A 21,495-nucleotide genomic window follows, 5' to 3' on the forward strand; every position below is an offset into this window, starting at 1 on the left:
TTCCTGTATACTCTAACACTCTAGTAGAGAATGCCAGAAAGACAAAAAGAAAAAGGGTTTTAAAAAAACCGCAATTTCATTAAAGCAACAGATTATATAATTTTGCCCAAATTATCCTCTTGATATACGCTCAAAACATAGTAATATCGAGTGTTTCACTGCATTTTGACACAAAGGCAGAAAATATGGATTCATTGGCATTTTATAATATTAGCATAGACTACATATAGAGTCAACGTTTTATCGCTTTAATAATAAAATAACCCTTGCTTTTTTGCACTGTTTCTACTTCATCAAATAGACTTTCAAGTTTTTCAATCGCCGATGGCGCTCCTTGTTTTTTTTGAATAACGATCCAAAGCTCTCCACCTGCACGAAGTTTACGCTCTGCATCTTCAAAAAGTTGATGTACGACCTTTTTACCGGCACGAATTGGCGGGTTAGATAAAATTACCGCAAAGTCACTTTCTTGCACATTTTCAAACAAACTACTTTTACGCGCCTCAATCGAACTTACTCCATTAAGAGCAGCATTTTCTCGAGAAAGGTCAACAGCTCGTTCGTTAATATCAACCATCAGTACATTACGATCGCTAAATTCTTTTGCAAGCGAAATGCCAATCGGCCCATAGCCACAACCTACATCAAGAATAGTACCATCCACTTCAGGCATAACAAACGATTCAATTAGAAGGCGACTCCCAAAATCCACTTCTTTTTTGGAAAAAACACCAGCATCCGATATAAAGGTATACGTATGACCTCTTAGCGGAAATGCCCAACGTTTGCGATCGCTCTTCACTTCTGGACGTTCAGAATAATAATGCCCACTCATTGTCTCGCTTCCTTTCTTGAAGGAATTGTTTCTATCAGTATTACCAAAAGTAGCATTCATATAAAAAGGCTCGCCTTGGAAGGCGAACCTTTTAATTAAAAGTGTAAAATTACTTAACTTCTACAGAAGCTCCAACTTCTTCAAGTTTAGCTTTGATTTCTTCAGCTTCGTCTTTAGCAACGCCTTCTTTAACAGTGTTAGGAGCGCCATCAACTAGTTCTTTAGCTTCTTTAAGACCAAGGCCTGTAAGCTCACGAACTACTTTGATAACTTTAATTTTAGAAGCTCCACCGCTTGTTAGGATTACGTCGAACTCAGTTTTCTCAGCTGCAGCGTCTCCACCAGCAGCTCCACCAGCTACAGCTACAGGAGCAGCAGCAGTTACACCAAATTCTTCTTCAATTGCCTTAACTAGGTCGTTAAGTTCAAGTACAGTCATCGTTTTTAAGCTTTCAATGATTTGCTCGTTAGACATTATAATTTCCTCCTTAGTTAGTTAAATCTTAGTTTTTTATTGAATACGAAAGGCTTATGCGCCTTGTTCTTCTTTTTGTTCTGCAACGGCTTTAGTAACCAACGCAAAGTTGCGAATTGGCGCTTGAAGCACGCTGAGTACCATAGAAAGAAGTCCGTCGCGTGATGGAAGATCTGCAAGTGCTTTAACTTCCTCAACTGTTGCAACACGGCCTTCGATTACGCCAGCTTTGATCTCAAGAGCTTCGTTTTCCTTAGCAAAATTGTTAAGGATTTTAGCTGGAGCTACTACGTCGTCATTGCTGAATGCAATTGCCGTAGGACCAGTTAGATGCTCGTTAAGCTCAGATAAGCCAGTTTCATCCGCAGCACGGCGAGTCATTGTATTTTTGTATACTTTGAACTCAATCCCTGCTTCACGTAGCTGTTTACGAAGTTCAGTTACTGCCGCAACGCTAAGTCCGCGATAGTCAACAAGAATTGTTGATTTGCTTTCACGAAGTTGTCCAGCGATGTCAGAAACCAATTGCTTCTTAGTTTCAAGAATACTGCTCATCCTTACACCTCCTGTAGAATAGTTATGTTCTTTTCACACCGTAGCATAAGAAAAGCCTTCACGTGGTTAGACATGAAGGCGTAGTATCAGATATAACAAATCAATAGTCGATCGTTTTCTGTGCTACACACCTCGGCAGGACCATTAAGCTCCTAAAAGCACCTACTGTCTACGGTATGATATAATATTTATTTACAACATTACAAACTATATCATGTTTGTAAATGTGTGTCAACTATTTTTTAAGAGCAAAGTTAGATGGGTTAACTTTGATTCCAGGTCCCATAGTAGAAGCGATCGCTACGTTACGAACGTAAGTCCCTTTTGCAGCAGAAGGCTTCACTTTAAGAAGCGTTTCAATGATTGTTGAAAGGTTCTCAGCAAGTTTTTCGTTTTCGAAAGATACTTTACCGATTGGAACATGAACGTTACCAGCTTTATCAACGCGGTATTCTACTTTACCAGCTTTGATATCGTTAACTGCTTTTTCAACTTCAAACGTTACTGTACCAGTTTTTGGGTTCGGCATTAAACCTTTAGGTCCAAGCACGCGTCCAAGACGACCAACTTCAGCCATCATGTCAGGTGTAGCAACGATTACGTCGAAGTCAAACCAACCTTGTTGGATTTTGTTGATGTAATCAGTATCTCCTACGAAATCTGCTCCAGCAGCTTCTGCTTCTTTCGCTTTTTCGCCTTTAGCGAATACGAGTACACGTTGAGTTTTACCTGTTCCGTGTGGAAGAACGACAGCGCCACGAACTTGTTGGTCCGCTTTCTTAGGGTCAACCCCAAGACGAACTGCTACTTCTACTGACTCATCAAATTTTGCTGTTGCTGTTTTCTTTACAAGCTCGATTGCTTCAACAGCTTCATATGCTTTTTGGCGGTCTACTAACTTAGCCGCTTCTTGGTATTTCTTTCCTTTTTTAGCCATTGTGAAAATTTCCTCCTTTATGTGGTTTAGCGGATATTCCTCCCACTTAAGCGGTATTCGTTGTCGTAATTCGAAACCGCCACGCAATTGCGGCAAAAACAAGATGGCACTCGCCTTGCCGCTTTTGCTTTCTTTCCATTAATAAAGGTTGCGAACCGATAAATCGGCAGGATGTCTCCTTTACTCGCAACCCTCGTGTAGCAATAGAATTAGTCTTCGATGACAATTCCCATGCTGCGTGCTGTACCTTCAACCATACGCATTGCAGACTCTACGTTTGCAGCGTTTAGATCCGGCATTTTTGTTTCTGCAATTTCGCGAACTTTATCACGTTTTACAGTCGCAACTTTTTTCTTGTTTGGCTCACCAGAACCAGACTCGATTCCTGCAGCTACTTTTAAAAGAACAGCAGCTGGCGGAGTTTTTGTAATGAATGTAAATGAACGGTCTTCGAAAACCGTGATTTCAACCGGAATAATTAAACCAGCTTGATCAGCAGTACGAGCGTTAAACTCTTTACAGAATCCCATGATGTTAACACCAGCTTGTCCTAGTGCAGGTCCAACCGGTGGTGCCGGATTTGCTTTACCAGCAGGGATTTGAAGCTTTACCATTTTGATAACCTTTTTAGCCACGCGACACACCTCCTTAAGTCCGTGATGTGGTATATGGGTATAATACCCTCCCACTCAAAAATACGCTTCCTCTTCACTCAGAGAAAGCCGTTTGTTTAGAAATATCAAACATAGAAAAGTCTAACACTATTTCTAATGTATTTCAAGCTTTTTTAAAATTCCTTCATTTTCAAAGCTTGACAACTTGTGTAAAGTCCAATTCAACCGGCGTTTCGCGGCCAAACATATTAACGTGAACTTTAAGTTTACGCTTCGTTGGATCAATTTCTTCAATTGTTCCGACAAAGTCAGCAAACGGACCTTCTTTAACGCGTACAGATTCTTTGATTTCGTAATCAACTTCAATACGCGGCTCTTCTAAGCCCATTCCTTTTAAGATGTGCTCAACCTCTTCAGGCAATAATGGCGTTGGTTTTGAACCAGCTCCTGCTGAACCAACAAATCCCGTCACACCTGGCGTATTACGCACAACATACCAAGAATCATCCGTCATGATCATTTCCGTCAAAACATAACCAGGGAAAACTTTCTTCATCGCTGTTTTTGTTTTGCCGTTTTTCACTTCAGTTTCTTCTTCTACAGGGACGAGCACACGAAAGATCTTGTCCGTCATCCCCATTGATTCTACGCGCTTTTCCAGGTTCGTTTTCACTTTGTTTTCATACCCTGAATAAGTATGAACGACGTACCAGTTTTTTTCCATATTCATCGGGACAACCCGTGTCCTTTCCCTCCTAAACGGATCTACTGCTAGCAGTGTATCCAGTTCTAATTCTATATAATCAGCTTATTTCATAAAAAGCTCAAGCAACTTGGAAATACCAAGATCTACTGCCCATAAGAAAACAGCCATCAATAATACGGTAAGAATTGTCACAAGCGTATAACGGAACAACTCTTGACGTGTTGGCCATGTGACTTTCTTCATTTCCTTCTTCACATTAGATAAAAACTTAACAGGCGATTTTCTTGTTTTTTCAGCAACGTCAGCCATTTTGACTACCCCCATTAACGTAATGATATATGTGCAAGAAAGAGCGCTCGTAGCCGAATCATTCTCAGCACTAAAAGCAACTTATATTAAACTTGGCGTAAGATTCTTACTTGCTTAGAGTAAGTTCTCTTATTTCGTTTCTTTGTGGGAAGTATGTGCGTTGCAATGGCTGCAAAACTTTTTAACCTCAATCCGTTCAGGATGTTCTGCCTGATTTTTCATGGTGGTATAATTCCTGCTGCTACATTGCCCGCAGGCTAAAATGACTTTTTTTCGCATACTAACACCTTCCGAGCTTATAGACCCACTCATCCACGATATATCTTATATTACTTTTACCACATTATCACAGCCCAAAACGCTTGTCAATAAAGGTCGGAGCGACGATTAAGGGCTGCGACCCTTCCGCTTCACCTTTGTTTTTAAAGGATTCGAGAATTTAAACTGTAAAAAAAGAAAGCAGGGGGTTTCCCTGCTCCTAAAAGTTTCTCACGAAAATCATCTTACAAAAATTACAGCGTAATTTCTCTAAGCTCTAAATACCTTTCAAGCTTTCGTTTCACACGTTGCAGAGCATTATCAATGGATTTCACATGACGATTTAGATCGACGGAAATTTCTTGATAAGAGCGACCATCTAAATACAACATAAGTACTTTACGCTCTAAATCACTTAAAATCTCGCCCATCTTTAGTTCAATGTCGTCAAATTCTTCCTGATTGATAATAAGTTCTTCCGGATCGGTTACTTTCGGTCCGCAAATAACATCCATCAACGTGCGATCCGATTCCTCGTCGTAAATTGGCTTGTCCAACGAGACGTAGGAATTTAATGGAATGTGCTTTTGTCTTGTGGCGGTTTTGATCGCCGTTATCATTTGCCTTGTAATGCACAGTTCGGCAAACGCCTTAAAGGATGATAGCTTGTCTTCCTTGTAATCACGGATCGCTTTATAGAGTCCGATCATGCCTTCCTGAACAATATCCTCTCGGTCTGCTCCGATGAGAAAATAAGACCTTGCTTTGGCGCGAACGAAATTTTTGTACTTGTTAATCAAAAACTCAAGCGCAGCGCCGTCTCCTTCATGGACATGTTCTACCAGACTTTCATCTTCAATCTGTTCATAATCCAGAACCGTCATTTCTTTGAGGTAAATGCTCAACGACAACCCCTCCGTCAGAGCCCAAGTACAAGGCAAAATATAACAATATTATACAGCATAAGAGAAAAATGCGTCAAGATTGTTTATTTTTGACCTCTTCTCCATTTTTCGAAAATTTCCGCAACTTCCTCCGACAGCGATAGCCCGCTTCCGTTGCGATCAAAGGACTGGCGGACTTCTCGCTCAATTTTTCGTTCAATGTCATCCATTTCAATTTTTAATTCTCTTGCTGACTTGCGAAGTGCACCTTTAGCGAATACGACCCATTGTTCTGTTGAATCTGATGTCGCAACATAAATTCGTGTATTAATGCTCTTATACTCTATCGCTAATCGTTCAATCCGTTCATCAGCCGTTTCATTTTCACGTGTGAAAATAACTTCTACTTTATAATTCTTCGTCTTTTTTTCCGTGCCGGCTACCATGTGAGCATCAAAGACGACAACAACTTGAAATCCTGTATAAGCTTGATACTCTGCCATCTTTTCGATTAGGAAATCTCTTGCCTTTGCAAAATCCTGATCTTTCAGCTCCCTTAGCTCTGGCCAAGCGCCAATTACGTTGTAGCCGTCCACAAGCAACAGGGTTTTCATTATGGTGTTACAGGATGGCGATGACGGTATACTTCATACATTAACAGCCCTGCTGCCACAGATGCATTTAACGAAGTAACCTTTCCTTTCATTGGAAGCGATACGAGGAAATCACACGTATCTCTTACAAGACGCCCCATTCCTTTTCCTTCACTACCGATGACGAGTCCAATGGCCATATCGAGACGCGCCTCTCGATAATCTTCTGTTCCTTTCATATCTGCTCCAACAAACCATAATCCACGATCTTTTAACTCTTTCATCGTTTGAACAAGATTTGTTACACGTACTACCGGTATGTATTCAATTGCACCTGTAGACGCTTTAGCGGCTGCAGCTGTTAAGCCCACCGCTCGACGTTTAGGAATAATAATACCGTGCGCTCCGACGGCATCCGCTGTTCTCATAATCGAACCAAGGTTATGAGGGTCTTCTAATTCATCGAGAATAATGAAAAATGGCTCTTCTTCTTTTTTCTTAGCTAATGCAAACAGATCATCAATTTCTGCATATTCGTACGCTGCAACTGCCGCAACCACCCCTTGGTGATTCCCTCCATCACTTAACGTATCTAACTTACGCTTTGGCACAAATGTAACAAGTACATTGTTTTCCTTTGCTAAATGAATAACCTGGCTGATCGGCCCTTTTTGCGAACCTTCACCTACAAAAATTTTATTAATATCTCTTCCCGAACGCAGCACTTCAAGCACGGGGTTTCTACCGATAATAAACTCTTCGCTCATTGTGATCGCTCCCTTCTTTTATTGTTCAATATACAATACGATTTTTTCAAAAATAATCTGAAGACGTTCTTCATTTTCAAGTAAATGATGATAGCCAATGATGGCTTCAAATGCAGTGGCGTAGCGGTACGTTTGCAAATCTGTATTCTTTGGTATCGAACCTTGCTTAGCGTTGCGTCCCCTCATAATAACCGCTACTTCTTCTTCATCAAAAAACTGCTCGTCCAATAGCCGGCGAACAACAGCAGCTTGAGCCTTCGCTGATACATATTGCGTCGCAAGCGTATGAAGGCGGTTCGGCTTTACTTGGCCGGAGGAAATGAGGTGGTGCCGGACAAAAGTCTCCAGCACCGCATCTCCCATATAAGCTAACGTCATGCCACTTAGCTGCTTCATATCACCCTGTGAAAGCTGTTTGCTCATCGTTTACTGCCTCTTCCAGCGCACACCTTGTGGCGTATCTTCTAAAATAATATTCAGCGCTTTTAATTGATCGCGAATTTCATCTGCTCGTGCGAAGTTACGGTTTTTACGCGCATCATTTCGCTCTTGAATGAGAGCATCAATATCTTCATCCAATAACTCTTTTTCAGCGGACAGGGACAGCCCAAGAACTTCTGTAATCTCTTCAAATAACGTAATAAAGCTTGAGAGAATAGTAGAGGATGTATGCTCGGATTGCAAGTAAACATTTGCTTCACGTGCTATATCGAATAGAACAGAAATGGCATTAGCGGTATTAAAATCATCATCCATCTCTTTTATAAAGCGCAATTTAAACTGTTGTAATTTTGTTTCCCATTCCTGTGCATCATCTGCCAAGTTAGCACTGATCTCTAAGCGATGTTTTACATTTTCATATGCCGTCTTAATCCTTGTAAAACTTACCTCTGCACTTTCTAATAACTCGTTATTAAAGTTAATCGGGTTTCGATAGTGAACCGCCATCATAAAGAAACGAATCACCTGAGGATCTAGCTCTTTGATCATGTCATGAACAAGGACGAAATTCCCGAGGGATTTAGACATTTTTTCGTTATTGATATTAATATACCCATTATGCATCCAATACTTAGCCATCGGTACTTCATTTAATGCCTCAGATTGTGCAATCTCATTCTCATGATGAGGGAAAGCGAGATCCTGACCACCGCCGTGAATATCTATGGAATCGCCTAAATATTTTTTAGCCATAGCCGAGCACTCGATATGCCAGCCCGGACGACCTTTGCCCCATGGGCTTTCCCAGAAGATTTCCCCGTCTTTTGCCGCTTTCCATAGTGCAAAATCAAGCGGATCTTGTTTAATGTCACCAACCTCAATACGTGCTCCCGAACGAAGATCATCGATTGATTGATGAGACAACTTACCATAGCCATTAAAAGCACGTGTTTTAAAATACACATCGCCTTGTGATTCATAAGCGTAGCCTTTATCAATTAACTGTGCAATAAAATCAATAATTTCTGGCATCGTTTCTGTTACACGAGGATGATGATGAGCCTCTTTCACACCAAGTGCGCACACGTCCTCATGGTATGCATCAATAAAGCGTTGAGCAACTGTTGGCACATCTGTACCGAGTTCTTTAGCTGCTCGAATCAATTTATCATCTACATCCGTAAAGTTAGAAATGAACTTTACTTCATAGCCGCGATATTCCAAATAGCGTCTTACAGTATCAAACACAATAGCTGGTCGCGCATTTCCGATATGAATGTAATTATAAACAGTCGGTCCACAAACATACATACGAACTTTGCCTTCCTCTAACGGGACAAATGCTTCTTTTTGTCGACTTAATGTATTATAAATCATGATACTCATAGAACATCACTACCCTTCCTTAACATTTGTATGTCTTCTTTCATTTGTTCCATCTCTTCTTGAATTTCACGAAATCGCTCTGCAACTGGATCAGGTAAATTACAGTGATCAAGATCATTGCCAACCTTCATCCCATCTTGCACAACGACTCTGCCAGGAATCCCAACAACCGTCGAATTAGGTGGCACATCTCGTAACACGACAGAGCCCGCTCCTACTTTAGAATGTTTCCCAATTGTAATAGAGCCCAAAACTTTTGCGCCAGTCGCAACAAGTGCATGATCCTCTAATGTTGGATGCCGCTTCCCTTTTTCTTTACCAGTACCACCAAGTGTTACTCCCTGATATATAGTAACATCATTTCCTATTACACAGGTTTCCCCAATCACAACCCCCATACCATGATCAATAAAAAAACGGCGACCAATCACTGCACCTGGGTGTATTTCAATCCCTGTAAAAAAACGACTCACCTGAGACACAACCCTCGCCATAAAAAACAACTTTCGTTTAAACAACGAGTGCGCCACCCGGTGCGACCAAACAGCATGCAACCCCGAATATGTTAAAACAACCTCCATCGTACTTCGAGCCGCAGGGTCATTATTAAAAACCGCTTGAATATCCTCCCTCATACGCCGAAACACAAAACCACCCCTTTTATATAGAAAAGCTGAGGCGGACGGTTAGAGACGAAAGGCGTTGGAGCTCTTGAACACAATGCGCTTTTTGCATTTTGTGAAAGAGCGAAACGACCGAGTCTCTGTCCGCCGAAGCTAGCCCGCATAGAAAAGCCTGAGGCCTACCGTCAGTTCCAAAAACTATCCATAACTGATTAATCAGCCATTAAAAAAAGCGTCTCTATGCATAATGCACAGAGACGCTTTATCGCGCGGTTCCACTCTGATTAACAGCGTTTCTAAAAACACTGTTCTCTTAATCTCCGTAACGTAGAGTGCCCGCTTCTATCTACTGTATTTGTTCGACAAAAGGCTCCGAGGTGCACTTCAGCGTCTTTTTTCTTAAACCACTTTCAGCCTAGGGTGGTTCTCTCTTCAAAAGAAAATTAGGCGCTTACTCTCCTCATCGATGCTTTAGCTCTATTCATTTCTTTTACTATATTACACAACGCACGAAATGTTAACTTTTTTTCACTCCTAAAGACGTGAAGCTGTTTCATCCAAACGTTTTAAAATCTCTTCTTTTCCAAAAAGAGCAATCGCTTGTGGCAAGTCTGGACCATGGGTTTGACCCGTTGTTGCTACACGAATTGGCATAAAGAGATTCTTCCCTTTTTGACCAGATTCTTTTTGTGTTGCTTTAATAGCTGCTTTCACAGCTTCAGGAGTAAAGTCGTCTAGCTCAGTAAGTTGTGCTTTAAACACTTCTACCACTTGAGGGACACTTTCGCCCTTAAGTACTTCAAGCGCGTCTTCCTCATATTCAATATGGTCTTTAAAGAACAGCTCTGTTAACTCAACGATTTCGGAACCATAGCTCATTTTCTCTTGATAGAGAGCAAGCAAGGTTCTAACCCATGCTGCGTCTTCAGCAGTCATGTTTTCTTGCACACGACCTGCCTTAATAAGGTGAGGCAATGAGAGCTCCATGAGTGTATCCATATCTAACGTTTTCATATATTGGTTGTTTAACCATAGTAGTTTCTGTTGATCAAACACAGCTGGCGCTTTCGATAAACGTTCCGGATCAAAGATTTCAATGAACTGCTCTTTGTTAAAAATCTCTTCTTCTCCAACTGGTGACCAACCTAATAGCGTAATAAAGTTAAAGAGAGCTTCCGGAAGATAACCAAGTTGCTCATATTGCTCGATAAATTGGATAATTGACTCATCACGCTTGCTTAGTTTTTTACGATTTTCATTGTAAATTAACGTCATATGACCGAAGACCGGAGGCTCCCATCCAAATGCATCGTAAACGACTAATTGCTTAGGCGTATTAGAAATATGATCGTCACCACGTAATACGTGTGAAATTTTCATTAAGTAATCATCAATAGCTACCGCAAAGTTATACGTTGGGATCCCATCTTTTTTCACAATGACATAGTCGCTAATACCATTAGAATCAAAAGAAACCGGACCTTTGACGAGATCATCAAAAGCAAACGTGCGATCCTTTGGAATTGCAATGCGAATGCTAGGTTTGCGTCCTTCTGCTTCTAGTGCCTGACGCTCTTCTTCCGTTAAATGACGACACTTCCCAGAATAAAGAGGGTTCTCTCCTTTAGCCATCTGCTCTTCACGAGCAGCTTCTAACTCTTCCTCTGTACAGTAACAAGGATAAGCCAAATCACGTGCTAAGAGCTCATCATAGTGTTTTTTATAAAGATCTAAACGCTCCATTTGTGTATAAGGGCCGTATTCTCCACCAACATCTATACTTTCATCCCAATCAATTCCGAGCCATTTTAGGTAAGTTAACTGACTTTCAACACCACCGGCAATGTTTCGCTTTTGATCTGTATCTTCTATACGAATAATAAATTTGCCACCTGTATGACGAGCATATAAATAATTAAATAATGCTGTTCGCGCGTTTCCAATATGTAAATGACCTGTTGGACTTGGCGCGTATCGAACTCTTACTTCTTTCGACATTCTCTGTCCACTCCGTTCTTTTTTATGCTTACTCGTATTGTATCATTTAGCAGCTGTTTTTGTAATGAGGACAACCGCATTCGCAGCAATTCCTTCCTCGCGTCCTGTAAAGCCCAGCTTTTCTGTTGTAGTAGCCTTTACATTAATAACCTCTGGATCCACATCGAATAGGGAAGCAATTACGCCGCGCATCTCTTCAATATAGGGAGCCATTTTCGGTTTTTGAGCAATAATTGTGCAATCAACGTTTCCTAGCTCATAGCCTTTTTTCTTCACAATCGCCCATGCTTCTTTTAATAACACTTTTGAATCGGCATCTTTAAATGCTGCATCCGTATCAGGAAAATGTTTACCAATATCCCCTTCACCCGCTGCACCTAAAAAAGCATCAGTAATCGTATGTAATAACACATCTGCATCTGAATGCCCTAATAGCCCTTTCTCAAAAGGAATCGTTACGCCCCCAATAATTAACGGACGACCTTCTACTAATTGATGAACATCATAGCCTTGTCCTACTCGAATCATTATTTCCTCTTCCTTTCAGCTAAAATCGCCTTCGCAAATAGTATGTCATGAACTGTAGTCAGCTTAATATTCGTATAATCGCCTTCTACAATGGAAACAGGGTGACCCATGTTCTCTACGAGGCTTGCATCATCTGTGCCGAGATCTTTGCGTTTAGCGGCTGTCTCATGCGCATCTAAAACAATAGGCAGACGAAAAGCTTGTGGGGTTTGGACAGCCCACAAGCTTGCACGGTCTACCGTTTCATCCACGATTCCGTTACTGCCTTTTTTTACTGTATCTTTAAGCGGAACGGCAAGAATCGCCGCCCCCGTTTCCATCGCTTTTTTGACAAGTTCATGTATACGTTCTTGCTCAACAAATGGACGTGCACCATCATGAATGAGAACTAACTCAGCATCAGAAGCGGCTTTTAACCCTTCATGAACACTATGTTGACGCTCTGCACCTCCAGCAACAAGCTGTACCTGTTTTTGAAAACGGCCCTTGCTAACAAGCTCTTGAAAAAGGGATTGTTCCTTTTCATTGATTGAAAGAATCATTTTCTCACACCAAGGGTCCTCTTCAAAAACGGTCATTGTATGTGCAATAAGCGGTTTCCCATCTAACTCAATCCACTGTTTATTCTTGCCGGCATTCATACGTTTTCCTTGTCCAGCGGCTGGAATGACAACCGTATAGTTCACATCTCTCACCCACACTTATCTCTTTAACAAGCTATTATAACGCTTTTTCCAAAAGCTTCGGTTTCGCAAAAATCATACGTCCTGCTGATGTTTGTAAAACACTTGTTACCAATACATCAATTGTTTTCCCAATATAATTACGACCTTCTTCGACGACAATCATCGTACCATCATCCAAGTAACCAACACCTTGGTTATGCTCTTTACCGTCTTTAATGACTTGAACGATTAACTCTTCGCCTGGAAGCACAATTGGTTTAACAGCATTTGCTAAATCATTTATGTTCAATACTAACACATTTTGAAGTTCACATACTTTGTTTAAATTAAAATCATTGGTTACTACAACACCTGATAAAAGTTGTGCCAGCTTAACGAGCTTAGAATCTACCTCGCTCACATCTTCAAAGTCACCTTCATAAATTTCCACTTTTATTGACAGTTCTTTTTGAATGCGATTTAAAATATCAAGTCCTCGTCTTCCTCTATTACGCTTTAATACGTCGGAAGAGTCAGCAATATGTTGAAGTTCTTCCAACACAAAACGAGGAATAATAAGTGGACCTTCCAAGAATCCTGTTTGACAAATATCCGCTACCCGACCGTCAATAATTACACTCGTATCAAGTATTTTGTATTTACCTTTTACCTTTTCTTCGTCTGCCTCACGCTTTCGGTCTTTGCCACCACGTCCGATTGAAAATAAATGAATAAGCTCGTCACGTTTCTTAAACCCGACTTGAAAACCTAAATACCCGAGCAATACAGTTAGGAAGATTGGTAAAATCGTGCTTAAAACAACAATGTTAATGTTATTAAGCGGCAATTGAATTAAAAACGCCACAATAAGTCCAAATATAAGGCCAATCGTACCAAATAAAACATCAGGTGCTGGTGCTTTAACAACCGTTTCCTCCACCCAACGAATCAATCCAACAAGATAATCAGTTACCCAAAACGTTGATAAGAAAAATACAAGTGCCCCTAATACTGCTCCTACGTATGAAGACGTCAGCTCTGACGGCGTCACACCTATATTTAATACAGCAATTAAGTCAGGGACAAATATATAACCTAGCATGCCGCCCGCTACAATAAAAAACAATTGTACAAACCTTTTTAGCATGCGCTTCACCTCCCTTAACCATTATTTACAGTTTACTTGTTTTGAAACATGTATTTCATAAAATGAAAAAATTTATTTACTTTATATATGGCGGTCTACAAACAACTGTTCTTGAATGCGACGCAAGCCATCCTTAATTTTCTTGGCGCGAATTTCTCCAATTCCCTCTACCTCATCTAATTCCTTAATCGTTGCGCGCAAGATCGTCGGCATGCTTTCGAAAGTATTAATTAAATTCTCGACAATATGATTGGGCAGACGTGGAATTTTTGATAAAATACGATAGCCTCTCGGATGAACAGTTTCTTCTTGATTTGTAACGGATGGTGAATGACCTAGTAGTTTCACAATGACATTTTCATCAAAAAGCTCATCACTTGATAGCTTTTTCAATTGACGAAGAATATGGGCCGCATCTTGCTTTTTATCTTTTGCGTAATCTTTAATAAGCATGACCGCTTCGTCTTCAATATTGGCCACGAGCTCTTCCATCTGCATGCGAATAAGTCTACCTTCTATTCCTAGCTCATTAACATACTTTATGATTTCACTTTTTATTCTTAGAACCATTTCGATGCGATGAATGACTTGAGACACTTCATGAAACGTAACAAGCTCTTCAAATTCTAAAGCGCCTAGGTTTGTTACACTTTGATCGAAGACAACCTTATACTTCTCTAACGTCTGAATGGCTTGGTTTGCTTTCGTTAAAATAACGCCAATATCTTTTAACGAATAACGAATAACACCTTGATATAAGGTAATGACATTTCGCCGTTGTGAAATTGAAATAACAAGATTACCTGTTTGACGGGCCACACGCTCCGCTGTTCGATGTCGAATCCCCGTTTCCGTTGAAGGGATCGACGTATCCGGTACAAGCTGAGCATTCGCATTTAAAATACGAGATGCATCCTCACTAAGAATGATCGCTCCATCCATTTTAGCTAGTTCGTATAAGGAGGCCGGGGAATACTTACAGTTAATCGAAAAACCCCCATCGACGATTTGCGTAATTTTATCATTATAGCCAACGACGATTAATCCCCCAGTGTTTGCACGCAGCACGTTATCAATACCTTCGCGTAATGGCGTCCCAGGTGCAACGAGCTGCAGCATATTACTAATAATTGCTTCTCTTAAAATATGATCCATACCTTATCCTCCTAAAGTATAGTGCAACGCCTCTTCGACTGTTGACACCCCAATCACTTCGATGCCTTTTGGAATAGTCCACCCGCCAATATTCTTATCCGGAATAATCGCTCGTTCAAATCCTAGCTTGGCCGCTTCATGAATGCGTTGATCGATGCGAGATACACGTCTTACTTCACCCGTTAGCCCTACCTCGCCAATCATGACATCCGTCGGTCTCGTTGATGAATCTTTGAAACTAGACGCAATGCTTACCGCTACCGCTAAATCCACAGCAGGTTCATCTAAGCGAACACCACCCGCTACGTTAATATAGGCGTCTTGATTTTGGAGAAGAAGACCGACTCTTTTCTCCAACACAGCCATTAAAAGCGATACGCGATTATGATCAATGCCCGTAGCCATTCTTCTAGGATTTCCAAAACTAGTTGGCGATATAAGTGCCTGGATTTCTACTAACATAGGCCGTGTACCTTCCAAAGACGCCACAACAGTCGATCCGGCAACACCTTTAGAGCGCTCTTCAAGAAATATTTCGGACGGATTGGTGACTTCGGATAGTCCAATTTCTTTCATTTCAAATACACCGATTTCATTTGTTGATCCGAATCGGTTTTTTACAGCGCGCAAAATCCGATACGTATGATGACGCTCTCCTTCAAAATAGAGTACTGCATCGACCATATGCTCAAGCATACGAGGTCCAGCAATAGCGCCTTCTTTCGTAACGTGTCCGACGATAAAAATCGCCACTCCCTTTGTTTTTGCAATTCTCATAAAGTGACTCGTACATTCGCGAACTTGTGAAACACTACCCGGCGCACTAGTCACCTCAGGTCTGTACACTGTCTGAATTGAATCAATGATTACAACTGTCGGTGCGATTTCCTCCACCGACTTTTCTATTAAATCAAGATCAGTTTCTGCCAATACATATAACTCATCAGCAGCTATATGAAGACGATCCGAACGAAGTTTCGTTTGTTTAACCGATTCCTCTCCAGAAATATACAACACTTTTTGCCCAGTTTGTGCTAATTTAGCAGAAGTTTGTAGTAAAAGTGTTGATTTTCCGATACCGGGGTCACCCCCAACGAGTACAAGTGAACCAGGGACAATGCCACCTCCAAGCACACGATTTAACTCTCCTGTATGAGTGTTAATTCGAGGCTCTTGTTCGCTTTTAATAGACACGATTGATTGTGGCTTTTGTTTTGTACCTAAAGCTGACGTAGAGGATAAACCTCGTGTTTGTACTTCTTTTTTTATGATTTCTTCTACCATCGTATTCCATTGATGGCAACCAGGACATTTCCCCATCCATTTTGGCGATTCATAGCCGCATTCCTGGCACATAAACACAGACTTGTTTTTGGCCATGCCGTTCTCCTCTATTTAAGGCATTCTTCAAAAGATGCCCTTTTTCCTGTATGATTTTGGTGGAACCGTTGCTTTCTTTATTTTAACAAACATATAGTGATTCTTTCCAATCGGGGCAATTGGAATTTACATGAAAGTCCCTTCCAAATTGTAGGTTATTTGTAAAAAGGGAGCTTGTTACACATAAATTCGCTAAAAACCCGGAAGACGTGACTGCCTTCCGGGTTTTGTAAACCAATTATCATATTTCTGAAAGTTTAGGAACCTGCTCCAACTGTCTCAACAACAAATTCATTGTTATCAACATCAATTTTCACTACATTCCCTTTGCTAATGTTGCCGCGCAATAACTCTTCAGAGAGACGATCTTCAATTTTACGTTGAAGCGCTCTTCGCAATGGTCGCGCCCCATAATCTGGGTCATATCCCTCTTCTGTAATCTTATCAAGTGCGGCGTCTGTTAATTCGATCTCAATATCTTGATCGCGCAAACGCTGAATAAGAGAATCGGCCATGAGTGTAACGATTTCTTTTAAATGCTTCTTCTCAAGTCCATGGAACACAATAATTTCATCGATCCGGTTTAAGAATTCTGGACGGAACGCTTTTTTCAACTCATCCATCACTTTACTCTTCATATCGCTATACTGCTGATCTTCACTATGCACGGTAAATCCAAGCGTTTTATTGCGTTTTAACGTGCTAGCACCAACGTTGGATGTCATAATAACAACCGTGTTTCTAAAGTCTACTGTACGTCCTTTAGAATCCGTTAAACGACCATCTTCTAGTACTTGCAATAAGATGTTAAATACTTCCGGATGCGCTTTTTCAATCTCATCTAACAGAATAACCGAGTACGGTTTACGACGTACTTTTTCTGTTAATTGACCGCCTTCTTCATGGCCAACATAACCTGGAGGTGAACCAACGAGACGGCTCGTAGTATGCTTCTCCATATATTCAGACATATCGATTCGAATAATCGCATCTTCATCTCCAAATAAGGACTCTGCTACGGCACGCGCAAGCTCTGTTTTACCCACACCAGTTGGACCGAGGAAAATAAATGAACCAATTGGGCGTTTCGGGTCTTTTAAGCCAGCACGGGCACGACGAATGGCCTTAGAAATGGATTGAACAGCTTCATCTTGGCCGATGACACGATTGTGCAAGATTTCCTCAAGCTTTAACAGACGTTCTGTTTCTTCTTGAGCTAGTTTGGCAACAGGCACTCCCGTCCAGCTAGAAACAACTTGAGCAATATCTTCTGGTGTAACTTCAGTATTTTCTTGCCCTTGTTTTTCTTTCCAAACATTCTTCGTCTTCTCTAACTCTTCACGCAGTCGTTGCTCTGTATCGCGTAAGGACGCAGCCTTTTCAAACTCTTGGCTTTGTACAGCGGCATCCTTTTCTTTACGAACTTCCTCAAGCTTCACTTCAAGTTCTTTTAAATTTGGAGGAGCTGTATACGAACGAAGTCTGACTTTTGAAGCTGCCTCATCAATGAGGTCAATCGCTTTATCTGGTAAAAAACGATCGGATATATAACGATCGGATAAAGTAACCGCAGCTTCAATCGCTTCATCCGTAATTTTTACACGGTGATGCGCTTCGTAACGATCACGTAGTCCTTGTAAAATTTGTGTGCTTTCATCTTTTGTTGGCTCATTTACGGTAATTGGCTGAAAACGGCGTTCTAATGCTGCATCTTTCTCGATGTATTTGCGATACTCATCTAACGTAGTAGCACCAATACATTGCAGTTCGCCACGGGCAAGAGCTGGCTTTAAGATATTAGAAGCATCAATCGCTCCTTCTGCGCCTCCCGCACCAATTAACGTATGAAGTTCATCAATGAATAGAATAATGTTGCCTGCTTGGCGAATTTCATCCATTACTTTTTTCAAACGATCTTCAAATTCGCCTCGATATTTCGTCCCGGCAACAACCGTACCCATATCAAGCGTCATAACGCGCTTATCTCGCAACGTTTCTGGCACTTCATTATTAATAATTTGTTGCGCAAGTCCTTCTGCAATCGCTGTTTTACCAACACCCGGTTCACCGATTAGCACAGGATTGTTTTTTGTACGACGACTGAGCACCTCGATTACACGTTGAATTTCTTTAGCACGACCTATGACCGGATCTAAGCTGCCATCCTTGGCAACCGCTGTTAGATCACGTGCTAATGAATCTAATGTCGGCGTGTTTGCATTAGCAGACGAACCACGATGATTAGAAGAAGCTTCATTACTGCCTAGCAATTGCAATACTTGCTGACGCGCCTTATTTAAGCTAACACCTAAATTATTTAGTACGCGTGCTGCAACTCCTTCTCCTTCACGAATCAGACCAAGGAGGATATGCTCCGTGCCTACATAAGAATGACCAAGTTTTCTTGCTTCATCCATTGATAACTCGATGACTTTTTTAGCTCTAGGAGTGTAATGGATGGTTTGCACGGATTCTTGCCCCCGTCCAATCAATGTTTCTACTTCTTTTTGAATCTTTTCTGGACCCAGTCCTAACACGTGAAGTGCTTTAGCGGCAATTCCTTCTCCTTCACGAATTAAACCGAGGAGGATGTGCTCTGTGCCTACGTTATTATGACCCAATCGAATGGCCTCTTCCTGCGCTAACGCAAGTACCTTTTGAGCTCGTTCTGTAAATCGACCAAACATCATATTCAATCACACTCCCATTTATAATTAACCTTCTTCTAATTTCAGTCTTTCACGAATTAACGTAGCGCGACGAATGTCTCGTTCTTCCGGCGTTAAGCGTTCATTCGCATATTGTTGTAAAAAACCAGGTTGAGTAAGTATCATTAGCTCATTTAAAATTGAGCGCGAGATGCCTTCAATAAATCCAAGATCAATCCCTAGTCGAACGTCTGATAAACATTGACTAGCTTCTTTTGATTGAATAATGCGGCTATGTTCCAATACACCATAGGACCGATATATACGATCTTCTAGTTGAATGCGTAAAGCTTCTTGTAAACCTTTACGAGCTGCTTTCTCTTGCTGAATAAGCTGTAACACAACGCCTCGAAGATCTTCAACGATATCTTCTTCCGATTTTCCAAGTGTCATTTGGTTAGAGATTTGAAACACATTTCCTTGCGCTTCTGTCCCTTCTCCATAAATACCTCGAACGACTAAGCCAAGCTGATTAATCGCTGGAATAATTCTGCTAATTTGCTTTGTAATCACAAGTGCAGGTAAATGCATCATAACTGAAGCACGTAAACCTGTGCCTACATTTGTCGGGCAACTTGTTAAATACCCTCGTTCCTCGTCAAATGCATAGTCCACTTTTTCTTCAATCCAGTCATCTAATCCGCTAGCTAGCGTTAAAGCTTCACTTAATTGCAATCCCGGAAACAAGCACTGAATGCGCAAATGATCTTCTTCATTGATCATAATGCTCACGGACTCTTCTTTATTTAAAAGAACAGCTCCATACGTTGATTCCTCTGCTAAATTCGGGCTAATTAAGTGTTTCTCTACTAATACCCTTTTTTCTAATGGGTTTAGCGTGTTTAAATATAAAATTTCAAACGGACCATAGTCGCCATATAATTGGCCACCACAAGTTTGTTCAAGTTTGTGAACAACCGCTTTTGCATCTTCTTCAGAAGCAACCGATGGGAATGTGTACTGCTCAAGATTACGGGCTAAGCGAATACGACTGCTAAGCACAATGTCCGAATCTGGTCCATCTTCTTTCATCCATGGACTAATTGCTTCTGAGATGAATCGTTCCAAGGACATGTGCTATTCCCCCTTACCTTCACTGATTTGTTTTTCAATTTGGCGGATACGATCGCGTGTCTCTGCCGCCTTTTCAAACTCCTCATGTACAATATACTGCTGCATAGCTTGCTTTAATTTTTCTATTTCGCGTTTTTCTTGCAAACCATTTCCTAGACGCTTCGGAATCTTGCCGGCATGCTTTGTATTTCCGCCGTGCAATCTTCTTAAGACGGAGTCGAGTTTCGGATCAAAAACTCGATAGCACTGGCTACAACCAAACCTACTTGTTTTGGCAAACTGTTGATAGGTCATTCCACACTCTGGACACGATAAACCTGTGGAAGGCTGTAAACCTGCTCCTGCTGCCCCAGGGATTGCCGAATCCCCATAAAGCAAACCTGACAGCAGTTGATGGATAGAGAAACTATTCGACCCCGGAAGGAATTCTCCTTTTTCTTTTGCACATTGCTCACAAATATGAAATTCCATTTTCTGACCATTTAATATCTTCGTGAAGTGCAAAGTTGCAGGCCGTTCATGACACTCCTGGCAATACATCGTTACGCCTCCCTATAATAAATGTGATTCAACCTTATCTGGTTCTAAATTTTAATGTTCGAATCATCGATTTTAATAATTCAGCCCTTAACTGATCACGAGCAGGAAGGTCCAACATATGAAGTACAGAACGATCGATTACACTTAGCATAATTCTCGCTTCTCGTTCAGAAATAATTTGTTCATCATGTAAACGAAGAACGACATTTTCTGCATTGCTTTGAGAGATTTTATCTTTTATTAATAGCATTAGCTGATCAATTAAATGTACATAATCTTCTGCAGTCACTTTAATAATTCGAATATATCCGCCTCCGCCACGCTTACTTTCAACAACAAAACCTTTTTCTAATGTAAAGCGTGTATTAATAACATAATTAATTTGCGAAGGTACACATTGGAATTTTTCAGCGATGTCTGTTCGTTTAATTTCAATAAACTGATCGTTTGAACCAGCGATTACTTGCTTTAAGTAGGCCTCAATAATGTCCGATACATTTCTCATCATAGTCCCTCCCCTCTGACTTTGACTATATTTGACTATATATACCTATTATAATTTGTTTTTAGGGATCGATGCAACTAATGAATACTATTTTTATATTTAGGGGAAGCTAACGCTCTTCACAAGTATTACCCGTTATTTTACGAATTAACCTATAAATTGGGAACTCTTTTTTACAACCTTTTCATTTTTCACAAGAGGAAGAGCTAAGCAGAGAATAGGGACTGGACTAGGTTTCGCACCATGCCTTTTTAAGAAGGTGAAAGTGGAGCTATTTTTGTTGAATGAGAGAGCCTGTTAGTCTTTTCTTTTGAAAACAGGGCATCTTTTAACTAACTTTACACATGAATTTAAATAGAAAAAAGCACCGCTGGATTTCTCCAACAGTGCTTTTTTATGTGTGCCCGGCAAC

At 40.9% G+C, this 21,495-nt stretch carries 24 protein-coding genes and 2 other annotated features; all 24 genes read right to left on the reverse strand.

Annotation, left to right across the window (positions count from 1 at the left end):
• Positions 1-232 precede the first annotated feature (232 nt).
• Positions 233-835, reverse strand: coding sequence for a class I SAM-dependent methyltransferase (locus tag A374_RS17415; RefSeq protein WP_007203560.1), 603 nt, complete (start codon positions 833-835; stop codon positions 233-235).
• Positions 836-944: 109 nt separating this feature from the next.
• The gene (gene rplL, locus A374_RS17420) at positions 945-1,310 is read right to left on the reverse strand and encodes a 50S ribosomal protein L7/L12 (protein WP_007203561.1); all 366 of its coding nucleotides are present in this window, start codon (positions 1,308-1,310) and stop codon (positions 945-947) included.
• A gap of 54 nt (positions 1,311-1,364) precedes the next feature.
• The gene (gene rplJ, locus A374_RS17425) at positions 1,365-1,865 is read right to left on the reverse strand and encodes a 50S ribosomal protein L10 (RefSeq protein WP_007203562.1); all 501 of its coding nucleotides are present in this window, start codon (positions 1,863-1,865) and stop codon (positions 1,365-1,367) included.
• Between the two features lie 39 nt (positions 1,866-1,904).
• Positions 1,905-2,058, reverse strand: a sequence feature (ribosomal protein L10 leader region).
• A gap of 42 nt (positions 2,059-2,100) precedes the next feature.
• Complete coding sequence (rplA, locus tag A374_RS17430; RefSeq protein ID WP_007203563.1) at positions 2,101-2,802, reverse strand: 50S ribosomal protein L1; 702 nt, start codon at positions 2,800-2,802, stop codon at positions 2,101-2,103.
• Between the two features lie 209 nt (positions 2,803-3,011).
• Complete coding sequence (gene rplK / locus A374_RS17435; protein ID WP_007203564.1) at positions 3,012-3,437, reverse strand: 50S ribosomal protein L11; 426 nt, start codon at positions 3,435-3,437, stop codon at positions 3,012-3,014.
• A 169-nt stretch (positions 3,438-3,606) separates the two neighbouring features.
• Positions 3,607-4,140 (reverse strand): transcription termination/antitermination protein NusG, encoded by a 534-nt coding sequence (gene nusG, locus A374_RS17440; RefSeq protein WP_007203565.1) that lies wholly within the window; start codon positions 4,138-4,140, stop codon positions 3,607-3,609.
• An 84-nt stretch (positions 4,141-4,224) separates the two neighbouring features.
• On the reverse strand, positions 4,225-4,431 hold the full coding sequence (secE, locus tag A374_RS17445; RefSeq protein ID WP_007203566.1) for a preprotein translocase subunit SecE: 207 nt from the start codon (positions 4,429-4,431) through the stop codon (positions 4,225-4,227).
• A gap of 129 nt (positions 4,432-4,560) precedes the next feature.
• Complete coding sequence (rpmG, locus tag A374_RS20215) at positions 4,561-4,710, reverse strand: 50S ribosomal protein L33 (protein ID WP_007203567.1); 150 nt, start codon at positions 4,708-4,710, stop codon at positions 4,561-4,563.
• Positions 4,711-4,943: 233 nt separating this feature from the next.
• Positions 4,944-5,573 (reverse strand): RNA polymerase sporulation sigma factor SigH, encoded by a 630-nt coding sequence (gene sigH / locus A374_RS17450; protein WP_238535191.1) that lies wholly within the window; start codon positions 5,571-5,573, stop codon positions 4,944-4,946.
• 104 nt (positions 5,574-5,677) lie between these two features.
• Positions 5,678-6,187: an NYN domain-containing protein gene (locus A374_RS17455; protein ID WP_007203569.1), complete on the reverse strand. Its 510-nt coding sequence runs from the start codon at positions 6,185-6,187 to the stop codon at positions 5,678-5,680.
• Positions 6,187-6,933: a 23S rRNA (guanosine(2251)-2'-O)-methyltransferase RlmB gene (gene rlmB / locus A374_RS17460; RefSeq protein ID WP_007203570.1), complete on the reverse strand. Its 747-nt coding sequence runs from the start codon at positions 6,931-6,933 to the stop codon at positions 6,187-6,189. The genes A374_RS17455 and rlmB overlap by 1 nt, the downstream gene beginning before the upstream one ends.
• 18 nt (positions 6,934-6,951) lie before the next feature.
• Positions 6,952-7,356: a Mini-ribonuclease 3 gene (locus tag A374_RS17465; protein ID WP_007203571.1), complete on the reverse strand. Its 405-nt coding sequence runs from the start codon at positions 7,354-7,356 to the stop codon at positions 6,952-6,954.
• Positions 7,357-7,359: 3 nt separating this feature from the next.
• Positions 7,360-8,760 carry a cysteine--tRNA ligase gene (cysS, locus tag A374_RS17470; RefSeq protein WP_007203572.1) on the reverse strand — a complete coding sequence of 467 codons (1,401 nt, stop codon included), beginning with the start codon at positions 8,758-8,760 and terminating at the stop codon, positions 7,360-7,362.
• Entirely contained in the window at positions 8,757-9,407 is a 651-nt protein-coding gene (epsC, locus tag A374_RS17475; protein WP_040340714.1) for a serine O-acetyltransferase EpsC, read from the reverse strand. Before epsC ends, cysS begins: the two co-directional genes overlap by 4 nt.
• A gap of 226 nt (positions 9,408-9,633) precedes the next feature.
• Positions 9,634-9,859, reverse strand: a binding site (T-box leader).
• Positions 9,860-9,917: 58 nt separating this feature from the next.
• On the reverse strand, positions 9,918-11,381 hold the full coding sequence (gene gltX, locus A374_RS17480) for a glutamate--tRNA ligase (protein WP_007203574.1): 1,464 nt from the start codon (positions 11,379-11,381) through the stop codon (positions 9,918-9,920).
• Positions 11,382-11,423: 42 nt separating this feature from the next.
• The gene (gene ispF, locus A374_RS17485) at positions 11,424-11,909 is read right to left on the reverse strand and encodes a 2-C-methyl-D-erythritol 2,4-cyclodiphosphate synthase (protein WP_007203575.1); all 486 of its coding nucleotides are present in this window, start codon (positions 11,907-11,909) and stop codon (positions 11,424-11,426) included.
• Complete coding sequence (ispD, locus tag A374_RS17490; RefSeq protein WP_007203576.1) at positions 11,909-12,595, reverse strand: 2-C-methyl-D-erythritol 4-phosphate cytidylyltransferase; 687 nt, start codon at positions 12,593-12,595, stop codon at positions 11,909-11,911. Before ispD ends, ispF begins: the two co-directional genes overlap by 1 nt.
• A gap of 34 nt (positions 12,596-12,629) precedes the next feature.
• Positions 12,630-13,721 (reverse strand): PIN/TRAM domain-containing protein, encoded by a 1,092-nt coding sequence (locus A374_RS17495; protein WP_007203577.1) that lies wholly within the window; start codon positions 13,719-13,721, stop codon positions 12,630-12,632.
• A gap of 81 nt (positions 13,722-13,802) precedes the next feature.
• On the reverse strand, positions 13,803-14,876 hold the full coding sequence (gene disA / locus A374_RS17500; protein ID WP_007203578.1) for a DNA integrity scanning diadenylate cyclase DisA: 1,074 nt from the start codon (positions 14,874-14,876) through the stop codon (positions 13,803-13,805).
• A gap of 3 nt (positions 14,877-14,879) precedes the next feature.
• Positions 14,880-16,256 (reverse strand): DNA repair protein RadA, encoded by a 1,377-nt coding sequence (gene radA / locus A374_RS17505; protein WP_007203579.1) that lies wholly within the window; start codon positions 16,254-16,256, stop codon positions 14,880-14,882.
• A 257-nt stretch (positions 16,257-16,513) separates the two neighbouring features.
• Positions 16,514-18,946 (reverse strand): ATP-dependent protease ATP-binding subunit ClpC, encoded by a 2,433-nt coding sequence (gene clpC, locus A374_RS17510; protein ID WP_007203580.1) that lies wholly within the window; start codon positions 18,944-18,946, stop codon positions 16,514-16,516.
• A gap of 24 nt (positions 18,947-18,970) precedes the next feature.
• The gene (gene mcsB, locus A374_RS17515) at positions 18,971-20,038 is read right to left on the reverse strand and encodes a protein-arginine kinase McsB (protein ID WP_007203581.1); all 1,068 of its coding nucleotides are present in this window, start codon (positions 20,036-20,038) and stop codon (positions 18,971-18,973) included.
• A 3-nt stretch (positions 20,039-20,041) separates the two neighbouring features.
• Positions 20,042-20,578 carry a protein-arginine kinase activator protein McsA gene (gene mcsA / locus A374_RS17520; RefSeq protein ID WP_007203582.1) on the reverse strand — a complete coding sequence of 179 codons (537 nt, stop codon included), beginning with the start codon at positions 20,576-20,578 and terminating at the stop codon, positions 20,042-20,044.
• Between the two features lie 34 nt (positions 20,579-20,612).
• Positions 20,613-21,083 carry a CtsR family transcriptional regulator gene (locus A374_RS17525; RefSeq protein ID WP_007203583.1) on the reverse strand — a complete coding sequence of 157 codons (471 nt, stop codon included), beginning with the start codon at positions 21,081-21,083 and terminating at the stop codon, positions 20,613-20,615.
• Positions 21,084-21,495: the final 412 nt, after the last annotated feature.

The sequence above is a fragment of the Fictibacillus macauensis ZFHKF-1 genome (assembly GCF_000269865.1).
GTDB lineage: Bacteria > Bacillota > Bacilli > Bacillales > Fictibacillaceae > Fictibacillus_C > Fictibacillus_C macauensis.